The 13,884-nt window shown below is 35.7% G+C and carries 13 protein-coding genes; 10 read left to right on the top strand and 3 right to left on the bottom strand.

Annotation, left to right across the window (positions count from 1 at the left end):
- Positions 1–147 precede the first annotated feature (147 nt).
- Positions 148–708 carry a flagellar FLiS export co-chaperone gene (locus Q0358_RS02985; RefSeq protein WP_299546912.1) on the top strand — a complete coding sequence of 187 codons (561 nt, stop codon included), beginning with the start codon at positions 148–150 and terminating at the stop codon, positions 706–708.
- Here the strand turns inward: Q0358_RS02985 and Q0358_RS02980 are convergent.
- The 3 genes from Q0358_RS02980 to Q0358_RS02970 are packed head-to-tail and all read right to left on the bottom strand — an operon-like array spanning position 705 to position 5,199.
- Complete coding sequence (locus tag Q0358_RS02980; protein WP_299546909.1) at positions 705–4,151, bottom strand: homocysteine S-methyltransferase family protein; 3,447 nt, start codon at positions 4,149–4,151, stop codon at positions 705–707. The genes Q0358_RS02985 and Q0358_RS02980 overlap by 4 nt on opposite strands.
- Positions 4,152–4,160: 9 nt before the next feature.
- On the bottom strand, positions 4,161–4,718 hold the full coding sequence (locus tag Q0358_RS02975) for a DedA family protein (RefSeq protein WP_299546906.1): 558 nt from the start codon (positions 4,716–4,718) through the stop codon (positions 4,161–4,163).
- 7 nt (positions 4,719–4,725) lie between these two features.
- A complete protein-coding gene (locus Q0358_RS02970) occupies positions 4,726–5,199 on the bottom strand; it encodes a peptidylprolyl isomerase (RefSeq protein ID WP_299546903.1) in 474 nt (157 codons plus the stop codon).
- A 75-nt stretch (positions 5,200–5,274) separates the two neighbouring features.
- Here Q0358_RS02970 and Q0358_RS02965 point away from each other — a divergent pair, with 75 nt between their 5' ends.
- The 9 genes from Q0358_RS02965 to Q0358_RS02925 all read left to right on the top strand — a co-directional run bounded on the left by Q0358_RS02965 (position 5,275) and on the right by Q0358_RS02925 (position 13,867).
- Positions 5,275–6,030 (top strand): hypothetical protein, encoded by a 756-nt coding sequence (locus tag Q0358_RS02965; RefSeq protein WP_299546900.1) that lies wholly within the window; start codon positions 5,275–5,277, stop codon positions 6,028–6,030.
- A gap of 65 nt (positions 6,031–6,095) precedes the next feature.
- Complete coding sequence (gene gyrA / locus Q0358_RS02960; RefSeq protein ID WP_299546897.1) at positions 6,096–8,573, top strand: DNA topoisomerase (ATP-hydrolyzing) subunit A; 2,478 nt, start codon at positions 6,096–6,098, stop codon at positions 8,571–8,573.
- A 23-nt stretch (positions 8,574–8,596) separates the two neighbouring features.
- Positions 8,597–8,977, top strand: a complete 381-nt coding sequence (locus Q0358_RS02955; RefSeq protein ID WP_299546894.1) for a hypothetical protein — start codon at positions 8,597–8,599, stop codon at positions 8,975–8,977.
- Positions 8,978–9,005: 28 nt separating this feature from the next.
- Complete coding sequence (locus Q0358_RS02950) at positions 9,006–10,319, top strand: sigma-54 dependent transcriptional regulator (RefSeq protein ID WP_299546891.1); 1,314 nt, start codon at positions 9,006–9,008, stop codon at positions 10,317–10,319.
- A 9-nt stretch (positions 10,320–10,328) separates the two neighbouring features.
- Positions 10,329–11,354 carry an aspartate-semialdehyde dehydrogenase gene (locus tag Q0358_RS02945; RefSeq protein WP_299546888.1) on the top strand — a complete coding sequence of 342 codons (1,026 nt, stop codon included), beginning with the start codon at positions 10,329–10,331 and terminating at the stop codon, positions 11,352–11,354.
- Complete coding sequence (locus Q0358_RS02940; protein ID WP_299546885.1) at positions 11,333–11,815, top strand: low molecular weight protein-tyrosine-phosphatase; 483 nt, start codon at positions 11,333–11,335, stop codon at positions 11,813–11,815. Before Q0358_RS02945 ends, Q0358_RS02940 begins: the two co-directional genes overlap by 22 nt.
- A 279-nt stretch (positions 11,816–12,094) precedes the next feature.
- Positions 12,095–12,508, top strand: a complete 414-nt coding sequence (locus Q0358_RS02935; RefSeq protein ID WP_299546882.1) for a hypothetical protein — start codon at positions 12,095–12,097, stop codon at positions 12,506–12,508.
- Between the two features lie 8 nt (positions 12,509–12,516).
- Positions 12,517–12,798 (top strand): YkgJ family cysteine cluster protein, encoded by a 282-nt coding sequence (locus Q0358_RS02930; protein WP_299546879.1) that lies wholly within the window; start codon positions 12,517–12,519, stop codon positions 12,796–12,798.
- A gap of 52 nt (positions 12,799–12,850) precedes the next feature.
- Complete coding sequence (locus tag Q0358_RS02925) at positions 12,851–13,867, top strand: hypothetical protein (RefSeq protein ID WP_299546877.1); 1,017 nt, start codon at positions 12,851–12,853, stop codon at positions 13,865–13,867.
- The last annotated feature ends 17 nt before the right edge of the window (positions 13,868–13,884 follow it).

Raw genomic sequence — 13,884 nt, 5'->3', positions numbered from 1 at the left:
TTTAAATATTAATGAGATTGAAAGTAGAGAAGTGTAGTGTAAAGAAAGTGTGCAAGTAAATTTGAAATAGATTGATAGAGAATTCTTTTAGAGTTTAAAAGTGGAATAATAAATGCTTAATCCCTAGAAAACTTTAAAGGAGTTATGATGATTTCAACAATAAATCCCTATGGATTGGGGAATGTTTATCAAAAACCACAAATAGCTGCAAATGTGGAATCTCAAGCAAAAGAAGAGCAGATTGTTTCTCTAAAAGAAACGCAGGAGCTTCCTAATCTTTCTCAAAATGCCTTAGAAATTCGTAAATTTACTGATGGTGTTAAAGGAGCAAATGAGATGGTAGGTGCAATGCAGATTGCTGATATTACACTAAATGCTCTTAGTAATCAAATAAAAAGCAGTGGAAGTGATTTAAATGCGCTTGATGCAAGCGCAAAAGCGGCACAGTTTAAAGGAGAGGCTCTCTTTGGAAAAGAGCTTACAATTTCTTTAGCAGGAGAGAGTGTATCATTATCTTTGCCACTCCCTAGTCAAATGCAAGGCGATTTGGGAGAAAATCTTGCAAATAAACATCAAGAAATTAGTGATAAAATGGGACAAATTAGTGGATTAATTGAAAAAGCAAGTCTGCCATTTAGCGCACCTAATGGACAAAGTTTTGATTTTGAAAACTTTGATCCTAGTTCGCTTAAAGGGATCTTTGGCTAAATTGCAAAATATTTTGCATCTTTATAAGGCACAATGAGTGCTGAAGTCGTTGCTTCTGGGGTCATTTGGTAGGTTTGACTAAGTGTGATACCAAAAGACTCTGGCTTTAAAAGATTAAAAAGTCCCTTGCTTAGAGATAAATCCGGACAAGCAGGGTAGCCAAAGGAGTAGCGTTGTCCGCATTTAGAATCCAAACTTAGTTCTTTACGCACTTTTGCGTGGATAAAATCCGCTAAAGCTTCTGCTAGGTCCATCCCTAAGGCGTGGGCTAAATAGTATTTATGATACTCTCCGTTTTTATAAAGGGTTTCTTCATAAGGTGCAAAGTTGTGTCCGCTAGAAACTAAATGTAAAGCGCAAATGTCGCCCTTTGGATTGAAATAATCGCTTAGGCATAAATAGGGTTTTTTGCTGCTGCGTGGGAACAAAAAAGATTCCATATTGTTAAAATTCGTATTTGCACTTAAATTTAAAATTAGTCCATCTTCTAGATTTTTAGGTTCCTGTGTTTGTGTGTGAAAATATCCATAAAGCACAATGGGTTTAAATATCTCTTTTTCAATAAATTCTTGTTTTAAAGCTTGAAAAGTTGGTTCTAGTGTTTTTTCTTTTAAAGTTAAATATTCTTCTTTTTTGAGTTTGCTATATCCCCAACGATGCTTAAAAAGCAAATCTTTATCAATGTAGTTAAAGACGGAATCTAAATCACTTAAAGTAAGTTCTAGTGAAGTTGCTCCAAAAAAAGGTGGAGTATGTGAGATGTAATCAAACTCTAGCTCGCATTTGGTAGGTTTTGGAGTGGAATCTTTTTGTAAGCTTTTTTCAAGTTTTTTAGCGAGTCTTTCTTTTTGTTTTTCTTGCTTTTCTTGTGTTTTACTTGCCTTATCACTTGGGAGTGTTAAATCGCTAAAATCTCCACTTTGAATAATTTGCATTGCAGCAACACTATCAAAAGCGTCCTTGCAGTAAAAAATGATTCCATCATAATTTGGACGGCAATACTCTTCAACAAAATTGCGATTAAGTGCTGCTCCACCTAGCATTACTGGGATTGTAATTCCGCGTTTTTTAAGTTCTTGTAGATTTTCTTTCATCACCAAAGTGGATTTAACTAAAAGCCCACTCATACCGATACAATCCACTTTTTGACTTTCTAGAACTTCTAAAAACTTCTCCAACTCTGCTTTAATCCCTATGTTAATAACATTAAAGCCATTATTGGTTAGGATAATATCCACAAGATTTTTACCCACATCATGCACATCTCCTTTAACTGTGCCGATGACAATTGTTGTTTTGTGTGTGCTTTGTTTTTTAGGTAAAAAGGCATTTAGGTAATCCACACTTTTTTTCATTACTTCTGCACTTTGCAAAACAAATGGGAGTTGCATCTCTCCATTACCAAAGCGTTCTCCTACGATCTTCATTGCATCAATTAAGATTTCATTAATAATGATTTCAGGATCAATGGAATCTTTTGCTAGGGGCAAGAGATTTTGCATAGCATTTAAATCGCCATTGATTAGATATTTTTGGATTCTGTCTTTTATGGGAAGTGCGTTATCATCTTCGGTATTTTGAAGCTCCATTGCTTCTTTGTTTTCAAAATGTTTGATGAAGGCATATAAAGGATCACTAGTTTGTGTGTGATTAAAAATCAAATCTTCACACGCCTTAATGTCTTCCTTTTCTAAGCGTGCATAAGGGATAATATGTGCGACATTAACAATCGCTGAAGTTAAACCATTTTTAATTGCGTAATGCAGAAAAATAGAGTTTAAACAAATTCTTCCTTCTTTGCTTAATCCAAAAGAAATATTAGAAAGCCCAAGTGTTGTCCCAGCTTTTGGAAAAATCTCACTTAAAGTTTTAATTGCGTTTAGTGTTTCAATTCCAGCAGTAAAATATTCTGCATCGCCACTTCCTATTGTAAAGGTAAGTGGATCAAAGATAATATCTTCCTCTCTTAAATTGTGTATAGTTTTGGCGCGTTCCATCATTCTTTTGGCGCATTCAATTTTTCTTTCATAAGTTTTACACATTCCTTGTTCATCAATGGTTAAGCACACAAGGGCTGCACCAAACTTTTTGGCTAAACTTGCAACTTTATCAAATTTTTCAATCCCATCTTCTAAATTCGCGGAGTTAATAATTGGACGCCCACCGATGTGTTTTAATGCAATTTCTAGCGCATTAACCTGTGTGGAATCAGGCATTAAAGGGAGAGCAATTTTTGTTGCATAAAGCGGGATTAGATTTTGCATATCTTTTTCTTCATTGCGTCCTGCAAAAGCAACGCTAAGATCCAAGCAATGTGCACCGCTTCTAACTTGTGTATTGCCTACACTTAAAGCACCTTCATAATCTTCTTGTAATAATAGTTCTCTAAAGGCTTTAGAGCCTGTGGCGTTGGAGCGTTCTCCTATAAGAAGAGGAGCTGGATTTTGCCTTAATTCTTTGTAGTCAAAAAGCGAAGTAATACAAGGTGTTATAGAACTCTTAGGTGGTAATGGTTTGCAATGTGTAGTTTTTTGCACAAGCTGTTTAATATGCTCTGGTGTTGTTCCACAACAACCCCCTAAAAATGCCACTCCATTAATCTCTAAAAAACTTTTTTCAATCGTGCTAAACTCTTCTGCATCCATAGGATAATATGTGATTCCACCCCTATTTTCTGGTAATCCTGCATTTGTATGGATAGAAATGGGAAACTTACACACAGCACTTAAATCTAATAAATGTTTGCGAGCTAAATCTGGTCCTAAGCCACAATTAATTCCTAAAGAAAGGAGATTGAAAGGTTCTAAAATATAAAAAAGTGTCGTAATATCTGTGCCTATTAACATTGTCCCAGTGGTTTCAATTGTAACTGATACCATTATTGGAATCTCTGGCGCAATAGCTTCACACGCGTGTAAAGCGGCTTTAATTTGCAAAGGATCTTGTGCGGTTTCTAGTAAAATCACATCAGTCCCTGCTTCTTTAAAGCCTTCTATGCAGGTGCAATAGCCACGAAACATTGTATCATAATCAATATGCCCTAGGCTTGGTAGTTTTGTCCCCGGACCTAAAGAAGCAGCGATAAAAAGTGCGTCTTTTTGATTGTCTAAGGGCTGATGTGCTTTAATGCACTCTTTTGCTAATGTGATTCCAGCTTTTGCAAGTTCTTTGCATTGTTCTTGTAGATCATATTCTGCAAGCACCCAGGGCATTACACCAAAGGTGTTTGTCTTTAAAAGATTTGCACCGGTTTGCAAGTAGCTTGCATGAATGCTTTGAATTACATCGGGCGCAAAGAGATTAAGGGCTTCTGAGCAGCCATCTAGTTTTTCTCCTTTTGCATTAGTTCCCCAAGATTGTATGGGGTGCTTTTGGATTTCTGTTCCCATTGCACCATCTAAGATTAGCACACGCTCTTTGATTAATGTTTGAATAGAGTGCATTTAGATTCCTTATTTTTTAGTTGCGTGTTTTAACCAAAACCATAAACCTCCTAGCAACACAAGAATAAAAAGTGGCGCAAGAAGCGGATATTCTCCTAATGTTTCAAACCCTTGAATTAGGATTCCACCTGAAAAATATCCTAAAAGTCCTATACTAACTCCCCAAATCACTGCTCCAATGGCGTTATAGAGATTAAATTTTGCTAAAGAGTAAGGAGTTAGGGCGATTGCTAATGGGACAAGTGTTTTTAATCCATAAATGTATTTTTTAATCACAATAATTATTGAGCCATATTTACGCATTAAAAGATGCACCAATGCAAGTTTTCTGCGGTGTTTTGCAAAGTAAGGTTGCATCATTACTTTTTGGTAGCGCGCCATATAAAAGAGCATTAAATCCCCTAAAAAGTTTGCAATAACCGCTACTATAATGCTAAGACTTAAGTCCATCTTCCCTGCAAAGCTTAATACACTTGCGCCAACAAGGGCAACAAATCCCCCACCAAGTGAGTAAAGAAATAAAATGACATAGCCGTATTTTGCAATTAAATCAATTGTTTCTTGCATAACAATCCTAAACAATAATTTTTAGGATTTTGTCGTTTTGTTTAATGGTATCTAAAACCTTTAAACTCTCTTCATCTTCAATTTGTCCAAATATCGTGTGTTCGCCATCTAGGTGCGGTTGTGGTGCAAAACAGATAAAAAACTGACTCCCACCAGTATTTCTCCCGGCGTGTGCCATTGATAATGTGCCTTTTAAGTGTCTGTGGGGATTATTTTCTAGCTCGCAAGCAATTTTATATCCCGGACCTCCTCTACCGCTTCCCTCTGGGCAGCCACCTTGTGCAACAAATCCGGGGATTACGCGATGAAAAATTAAGCCATTATAAAAGCCGCTTTGTGCTAGGTGAGCGAAATTTGCCACGGTATTTGGAGCTTCATTAGGAAAAAGTTTGATTTTCATATCACCTTTTTCTGTTTGAATGAGCGCGTATTGCAGTTTCTCTAATTCTTCTTTTGGTAAGTTAAATGCTTTTAATTCCATATTTTAAAACCTTTGTGTAAAATTAAGGCATTTATTGTAGTATTTTAAGGTTTAAAAAATCCAAAAAGGATAGCGATGGTAAAGATAATTTTAGGGATAATTTTTGTCTTTTTTAGTGCAAATCTTTGTGCAAATGCGAAATATCCAGATTGGTTACAATACGGAGTGAAAGTGATTGCGGAATTTGATGTGCCAAATAAAAGCGTGCAGCAATATAATGAAGGTTATGGACTAATCATTAATGATGGGCTTGTGCTAACAAGCGCAAGTGTTGTATTTGAAAATAAGAAGGCAAAGGATATTACGATCTATCACTCTGAAATGCTAGGAGAACCTATTGCTTGCTTATCTCACGCTAGAATTTTAGCTATTGATACAAATCTAGATCTAGCTGTGCTTGAAGCAGAGCGATTTACAGATATTTATTGTAATGTTTTGCCAGAGCCAAATTTTAGGAGACTTAGCTTTAAAGAAAATTATTTTAATATTCTTTTGTTACCACTTGATTTACCGCTAGATGAACGCTTGGAGATTTCGTATTTTAAAGAACACGATTGGTCGCAATTTCTAAGAGAAAAAACTGCATTTCAGGACTTTATGGCATTTTCAAAAATAGATAAAGAAAAACTTAGGGGAATGCCTTTGTTTGTAGAAAATGAATTTTTAGGACTAAAAATAATGGAATCTAAAATGGATTCTATTGGAATCTTAACACATAGAAAAATCTTAGAGTTTTTGTGTCAAATAGAGCGTGAAACTTCTGTGTTAAAAGATAAGCCAAATCTTAATGCATTTTGTAATACTCCTTTGGATTTACAAAACACGCCTTAGCAAGATTAAAGCGAATTTTAAGTAGAATCGCGCCTTAGTATAGTTTTTTAAAAAAAAGGGAATTAATGTCTGACTTGCTAAATTTTAATCAAGATATTCAAAATGTCAATATTGAAGAATCCATTAAAGAGAGTTATCTTGATTATTCAATGAGTGTTATTATTGGGCGTGCATTACCTGATGCAAGAGATGGGTTAAAGCCTGTGCATAGACGGATTTTATATGCAATGTATGAATTAGGCGTAACTTCGCGCGTAGCATATAAAAAGAGTGCTAGAATCGTAGGTGATGTTATCGGTAAATACCATCCACACGGAGATACAGCAGTTTATGATGCGCTTGTTAGAATGGCACAAGATTTTTCTATGCGCTTAGAGCTTGTTGATGGACAAGGAAACTTTGGTAGTATTGATGGGGATAGTGCGGCAGCTATGCGTTATACAGAAGCCAGAATGACACAGGCAGCTGAAGAAGTGTTACGTGATATTGATAAGGATACGGTGGATTTTTTACCAAATTATGATGATACTTTGCAAGAGCCAGATATTTTGCCAAGTCGTTTGCCAAACTTACTTATTAATGGCTCTAATGGAATCGCTGTTGGTATGGCAACAAATATCCCTCCACATAGAACTGATGAGATCATTGATGCGCTTGTGCATTTAATTGATAATCCTAAAGCAAGTTTAGATGAAATTTTGCAGTTCATAGAAGGTCCAGATTTCCCAACAGGGGGAATTATCTATGGTAAAAGTGGAATCCGAGAAGCCTATGAAAGCGGTAGGGGACGCATTAAGATTCGTGCTAAGACACACATTGAAAAAACAAAGACAAAAGATATTATTGTGATTGATGAGATACCTTATCAAGTCAATAAGGCGCGCTTAGTAGAGCAGATTGCAGAGCTTGCAAAAGAAAAAGTTATTGATGGAATCTCTGAAGTGCGCGATGAGTCTGATAGAGAAGGGATTAGAGTTGTTATTGAGTTAAAGCGTGAAGCGATGAGTGAGATTGTGCTAAATCATCTCTTTAAATCTACACCTATGGAAAGCACATTTGGAATTATTTTACTTGCAATTTACAATAAAGAACCCAAAGTTTTTACACTATTGGAATTGTTGGATTTATTCTTATCACATCGCAAAAGCGTAGTGATTCGTCGCACGATTTTTGAGCTAGAAAAGGCAAAGGCTAGAGCGCATATTTTAGAAGGTTTGAGAGTTGCATTAGAAAATATTGATGCTATTGTTACATTAATCCGTTCAAGCAGTGATCCAAAGGTTGCAAAAGAAGGCTTAATCTCACAGTTTAATTTAAGTGAAATACAAGCCCAAGCAATCCTAGATATGCGTTTGCAACGCTTGACAGGATTGGAGCGTGATAAGATTGAAAATGAATATCAAACATTATTAAAAGAGATTGAGCATTTAAGTGCGATCTTAAAAAGCGAAAGCTTATTAAATGGAATCATAAAAGAAGAATTGCTAGAAATTAAAGAGAAGTTTTCTACTAAGCGTTTAACGACGATTGAAGAAGATTATGAAAGCATTGATGTTGAAGATTTGATACCAAATGAACCTGTGGTGGTTACAATGAGCCATAGGGGATATGTAAAGCGTGTGCCTGTGCGCACTTATGAAAAGCAAAATCGTGGCGGAAAGGGTAAAATTTCAGCAAATACGCACGATGATGACTTTATTGAAAGTTTCTTTGTTTCGGATACACACGATACAATTTTATTTATCACAGATAAAGGGCAGTTGTATTGGTTAAAAGTGTATAAGATACCAGAAGCAAGTAGAACAGCAATTGGTAAGGCAGTTGTCAATCTTATTAATCTCTCTCCTGATGAAAAGATTATGGCAACAATTACAACAAAAGATTTTAACCCTGATAAATCTCTTGCATTTTTTACAAAAAATGGAATCATTAAGCGCACAAATTTAAGCGAGTTTAAAAACATTAGAAGCGTTGGGGTTAGGGCAATTAACCTAGATGAAAATGACGCACTTGTTACTGCAAAAATCATTAGTGCTGATATTAAAGAAATTTTAGTGGTAACCTATGAAGGAATGTGTGTGCGCTTTGGAGTAGATAATGTGCGTGAGATTGGGCGTGTTGCAAGAGGCGTAACTGCAATTAAATTTAAAATGCCAAAAGATTATGTGATTGGCGCAACTGTTGTCGCTAGTGAAAATGAAGAGATTTTAAGTGTGAGTGAAAAGGGGATTGGAAAGCGCACAGAAGTTAATGAGTATCGTATTACAAATCGTGGCGGTAAAGGTGTAATTGCAATGAAGCTTACGCCAAAAACAGGGAAGCTTGTTGGGATTGTTAATGTTGATGAAAATATGGATTTAATGGTGCTAACAAGTAGTGGTAAGATGATTCGTGTAGATATGCAAACAATCCGTAAAGCAGGGCGCGCAACAAGTGGCGTGATTATTGTTAACGTTGATGATGACAAAGTTGTTTCTATTGCTAGATGTCCAAAAGAAGAAGAGCAACAAGAAGTTGAAAATGAGTCTGGATTGCTTGAGTAATGTTTAGGATTCTATGGGGAATTGTGTTTTGCGGATTAATTTTAAATGCCACAGAGTATCTTTTTTCTTATAGAGTTGCAATTAAAAATGGAATTATCTTAAATGAAAAATACAATTTTTCTCCAGCAATGGTGAGTGCTAAAATGCTAGATAGAGTCCGAAATCCTTATAAAAAATGTGAAATTTCTCACGAAGCAAAAAATGAAAAAGAATTTATTAATAATTACAAAGAAGAAATTTTGGAATGTTTTTTTGGTTGGGGGGTGCGTTTAGAAGATCGGAGTGAAGTGCAGAATTTACAAGGAAAATCATTGACACTGCTTTGGATTCCACCTTCACGCATTAAAATTAATTATGAAAATGGAATTGCAACAATTTATGCACTCATCAAAGAAAAAGGGTAGAAGACTTTAGGGAAACAAAGGAGCAAAGATGAAATTAGCCGTTGTTGAAGATGATATTAATATGCGAAAATCCCTAGAAATCGCATTAGGGGAATATGATGAATTTGAAGTGGTGAGTTTTAAGAGTGCGAAAGATGCGCTAAAAAAACTTGATGATTCTTTTGATTTAGTGATTACTGATATTAATATGCCGCAAATGGACGGAATCGAATTTTTGCGCACGCTAAATGGGAAATATGAAGCATTAATCATTACTGGAAATGCAACTTTAAATAAGGCTATTGATTCTATTAGACTTGGCGTTAAGGACTTTTTGACTAAGCCTTTTGAAATTGAAACGCTAATTGAAGCAATCCATAGGGCAAAAAAAGCTAAAGAAGTGCTAACAAAAGCAAAAACTACAAAAATTCAAAAACCTGTAAAAGTAGCAGAAAATAAACAATTTATTGCAAGTTCTCCAGCACTTCAAAGCGCATTAAAGCTTGCAAATAAAGCAGCTAAAACAGATGCTTCTGTGCTTTTATTGGGAGAAAGTGGAGTAGGAAAAGAACTTTTTGCAAATTCTATCCACACAAATTCTTTAAGGGCTGATGCGCCTTTTATTGCGTTAAATATGGCAGCAATTCCTGAAAATTTGTTGGAATCTGAACTTTTTGGTTATGAAAAAGGAGCTTTTACAGATGCAACAGAGGGCAGGGCTGGGAAGTTTGAAACTGCAAATGGTGGAAGCATTTTTTTAGACGAAATTGGAGAAATGCCTATGGGGCTTCAAGCAAAGCTTTTGCGTGTATTACAAGAAAAAGAAGTGGTGCGACTTGGAAGCAGTAAGCCTATTAAAATAGATATACGCTTTATTGCAGCAACAAATGCAGATATTCAAAAGAAAATTAAAAAGGGAGAATTTAGAGAAGATTTGTTTTTTAGATTGCAAACAATCCCCATTAATATCCCGCCTTTGCGTGAGCGTGTAGAAGAGATTATTCCACTTTGTGAGTGGAAGCTACAACAAGTGGATTTGCAATATGGAATCGGAATTAAAAAATGGGGAGAAGGAGCAAAGGAGCAATTGTTGTCTTATCGTTGGCCCGGAAATATTAGAGAATTGCTATCTGTGATAGAGAGAGCAGCAATTTTATGTGAAGAAGATACGATTATGCCAGAAGATTTGTTTTTAAGCTCAAGAGAGAGCGGGGGCAAGAAAAAAATTGCAAACTTAGAAGAAGAGTTAATCTATGAGGCTCTAAAGAATTGCGACTCTGATATAGATAGTGCGGCAGAATTGTTAGGGCTTAAAAAAGATGTGTTGTTAAGTAAAATGGAGCGTTATCATATTAAATTTTAAGGAGATACAATGAGAACATATAATATTGCTGTTGTAGGTGCAACAGGTGCTGTGGGTGAAGAGATTTTTAGAATCTTAGAAGAGCGCGATTTACCGATTAATAAGCTTGTGCCATTAGCAAGTGCTAGAAGTGTAGGAAAAGAAATTAGTTTCAAAGGTGAAAATTATAAAGTCAAAGAGCTAACGCATTCTGTTTTTGATGAAGAAAATATTGAAATTGCTTTTTTTTCAGCAGGAGGAAGTGTGAGCGCGGAGTTTGCTTCAAGTGCAGCTAAAGCTGGAGCAGTAGTGATTGATAACACAAGTCATTTTAGAATGCAAAAAGATGTGCCACTTGTTGTGCCAGAGGTTAATCCTAATGATATTGTCTTATGGGAGAAAACAGGTATTATTGCTAATCCGAACTGCTCCACAATTCAAATGGTGCAAGTTCTAGCACCGCTACACGAAAAATTTGGGATTGAGCGCGTAGATGTTAGTACTTATCAAGCAGTATCAGGAGCAGGAAAGAAAGGAATGGAAGAGCTTGTCCTGCAAATGCAGAAATTCTTTGATTTTAGTCTTGAGAGTTGTGAGCCAAAGGCGTTTCCGCATAGAATTGCATTGAATCTGATTCCGCAAATAGATGTGTTTATGGATAATGACTATACAAAAGAAGAAATGAAAATGGTGAATGAAACAAATAAAATTATGCATAGTGATTTTGCAGTGAGTGCAACTTGTGTGCGTGTGCCTGTTTTGCGTAGTCATAGTGAAGCAATTACGATTAAATTTAAACAAGAAGTCAGTAAAGAGGCTGCCCAAGAAGTGCTTAAAAATGCGGAATCTGTGGTGCTTGTAGATAATCCTAGCCAAAAACAATATCCAATGCCAATGATTGCTACGGATACTGATGAAACTTATGTGGGCAGAATCCGTGTTGATAACTATGATAAAAGCATTTTACATCTTTGGTGTGTTGCAGATCAAATCCGCGTAGGAGCAGCAACAAATGCCGTTAGGATTGCGCAAAAATGGATAGGAATGCAAGAGTGATAAAATCCATTTTGTTTGTGTGTTTGGGGAATATTTGTCGCTCACCTTTAGCTGAAGGTATCGCAAGGGAATTGGCTGGTAGAATGGATTTAAAGTTAAGGATAGATTCTGCTGGAACAAGTGGTTGGCATATTGATGAGCCACCTTGTGAGCGATCCATTGCGGTTGGTAAGAAGCACAGAATTGATATTTCTTCTTTGCGCGGTAGAAGGGTTAATGTTTATAAGGATTTGGAATTTGATTTAGTTGTTGCAATGGATGGGCAAAATTACACAGATTTGAAACGTTTAGGGTTTAGAAAACTTGCTCTAATGGGGGATTTTGGTTTGCAAGGAAGAGATATACCTGATCCTTATTATTATAAAGACTTAGATGGTTTTGAAGAAGTTTATATAATGCTAGAAACAGCTATCACAGAGCTTCTAAAGAAAATAAAAACAGGTGTAATTATAGAACATTAATTTTAAACGCTTAAAGTTGGAATCTAAAATAAGATTTTGCACCAAAAGAAATGCAAGTAAAATTATAGCAATCTCCTCAAATCTTTTAACTATAAATATAATCCATTAAAAATTAAATTGAAAATTTATAGAGTAATTATTTTGAATTAAAATAATAAATTAATTGTAATTGTAATTGTAATTGTAATTGTAATATTTAAGGTTTATTATACTAAAATATTGTATATTTTTTCATAATTATTTAATGAAAAAATATACAAATATTGCAAGGAGAATAGAATGTTTTTAGGTTTATTAGAAAAGGAAGAAAAAGTAGCATTTTTGGAAATTGCATATCATTTTGCGTGGAGCAATAATGACTTTTCAGACGCAGAAAAAGAAATTATTGCGACTTATTGCTTGGAAATGCAAGTGAGTAATATTTCTTACGATGAAAGCGAGTTTAATCTCAAAAATACTTTAGCAAAGTTTAAGGATAAGACACATCAAAAAATTGTTTTGCTAGAGACTATGGCATTGGCAATGGCGGATAATATCACGACCTTAGAAGCTCTGCATAAAGGCGAAAAAGAAGTATTAGAAACAATGATTAAGGAGTTTGGCTTGAGTAATGAATTGGCTATGGTGTATGCGGATTGGACAAAGGCTATGCTAATTCTTACTGATCAGGGCAAAAATCTTATCAATCTCTAAAGTAGAAAATGGACTTTCCTTGCACAAAATGCGGTGCGTGCTGCAAAAATATTTCTGACATTAAAGAGCTAGAATCTTATGATTTAGGTAATGGCGTATGCAAACATTTAGACACGCAAAGCAATGAATGTAAAATCTATGCAAATCGCCCTTTAATATGCAGGATAGAAGCAATGCATGACAAAGTCTATGTGGGGCAATACAGCAAAGAGGACTTTTATGCACTCAATATAGAATCTTGCAAAGTTTTGCAGGAAAAAGAGAATGTAGATAAAGCGTTGAGATTATAGATTCTACATAGATAGAATCTATTTTATATATTCTAATTTTTAAGGAGGCAATATGCCATTACCATTGATACCAGTTTTACTTGGAGGAGCAGCATTGACAACTGCTGCATTTGGAGCTAAAAAGGGCTATGATGCGTATAAGGATACAAAGACAGCTGATTATTGGCACAATAGGGCAAAAGAATTGTATGATGAGACAGAATCTGATCTCAATGAAGCAAGAAAAGCAACACAAGATACTTTTGAAAAATTAGGGCAATTGCAAGCAAATATTGTTGAAAATGAGCTAACAAGCTATGCAGAGCTTATAGACAAGCTTGATATAAAAAGTAATGTAGATTTTGCAAACATTGTAGGAAAAGAAACAATAGATAAACTCGTAGAAATAAGACAATCTATCGTGTCGTTAGAGACAACGCTAGGTGCTGTTGCTGGGAGTGCTGTTGCTGGGGCTTTGGCTGGATTTGGTGCATTTGGTGGGGCTGGGTTATTAGCAACTGCTTCAACGGGGACTGCTATTAGTGCTCTAAGTGGTGTGGCTGCTACAAATGCGACTTTAGCGTGGTTTGGCGGTGGCTCTTTGGCTGCTGGTGGGTTAGGAATGGCTGGAGGGACTTTGGTGCTTAGTGGCATTGTAGTAGCTCCTGTTATCGCTGTGGCGGCTTCAGTCTTTGCAGCAAGTTCTGAAAAGAAAAAATATGATGCTTATGCGTATTATGATAGCGTGGAAGCATTGTGTGAGGCTATGAAAGGTGAAGCTTTAACACATAGGCAAATACTTGCTAAAAGTAGCGAAAAAATAGGAATCTTGGAAACAAATAGGCAAGAAATACAGGAGTTAATTGGAGAAGTAGAAAGCATTATGCGGGACAAAGGTGTAAGCATATTCATTTGGAACAAAATAGAACAAAGGGTGTTAAAAACCTTAATGCAACTCGCAGGAGTAGTTGTTACAACCATCAATGCCCCTATAATGAATGATGAAGATGAATTAACAAAACGTCTAAGAGAACATCAGGAAAAATGCAAAGAACTTATGAGTGAGATTCAAGAAAGATGGGGAGAATGAGTTTCTAAAAAGTAAGG

Origin of the sequence: uncultured Helicobacter sp., assembly GCF_937893305.1 — a bacterium.
Classification (GTDB): domain Bacteria; phylum Campylobacterota; class Campylobacteria; order Campylobacterales; family Helicobacteraceae; genus Helicobacter_D.
The sequence above is the reverse complement of the archived record's forward strand: the minus strand, read 5'-3'. Positions and strand labels throughout refer to the sequence as shown.

Coding starts and splice junctions, on each gene's coding strand:
- Q0358_RS02985 (WP_299546912.1), top strand. CDS start 148: ATGATTTCAACAATAAATCCCTATGGATTGGGGAATGTTTATCAAAAA.
- Q0358_RS02980 (WP_299546909.1), bottom strand. CDS start 4,151: ATGCACTCTATTCAAACATTAATCAAAGAGCGTGTGCTAATCTTAGAT.
- Q0358_RS02975 (WP_299546906.1), bottom strand. CDS start 4,718: ATGCAAGAAACAATTGATTTAATTGCAAAATACGGCTATGTCATTTTA.
- Q0358_RS02970 (WP_299546903.1), bottom strand. CDS start 5,199: ATGGAATTAAAAGCATTTAACTTACCAAAAGAAGAATTAGAGAAACTG.
- Q0358_RS02965 (WP_299546900.1), top strand. CDS start 5,275: ATGGTAAAGATAATTTTAGGGATAATTTTTGTCTTTTTTAGTGCAAAT.
- gyrA (WP_299546897.1), top strand. CDS start 6,096: ATGTCTGACTTGCTAAATTTTAATCAAGATATTCAAAATGTCAATATT.
- Q0358_RS02950 (WP_299546891.1), top strand. CDS start 9,006: ATGAAATTAGCCGTTGTTGAAGATGATATTAATATGCGAAAATCCCTA.
- Q0358_RS02945 (WP_299546888.1), top strand. CDS start 10,329: ATGAGAACATATAATATTGCTGTTGTAGGTGCAACAGGTGCTGTGGGT.
- Q0358_RS02940 (WP_299546885.1), top strand. CDS start 11,333: ATGGATAGGAATGCAAGAGTGATAAAATCCATTTTGTTTGTGTGTTTG.
- Q0358_RS02935 (WP_299546882.1), top strand. CDS start 12,095: ATGTTTTTAGGTTTATTAGAAAAGGAAGAAAAAGTAGCATTTTTGGAA.
- Q0358_RS02930 (WP_299546879.1), top strand. CDS start 12,517: ATGGACTTTCCTTGCACAAAATGCGGTGCGTGCTGCAAAAATATTTCT.
- Q0358_RS02925 (WP_299546877.1), top strand. CDS start 12,851: ATGCCATTACCATTGATACCAGTTTTACTTGGAGGAGCAGCATTGACA.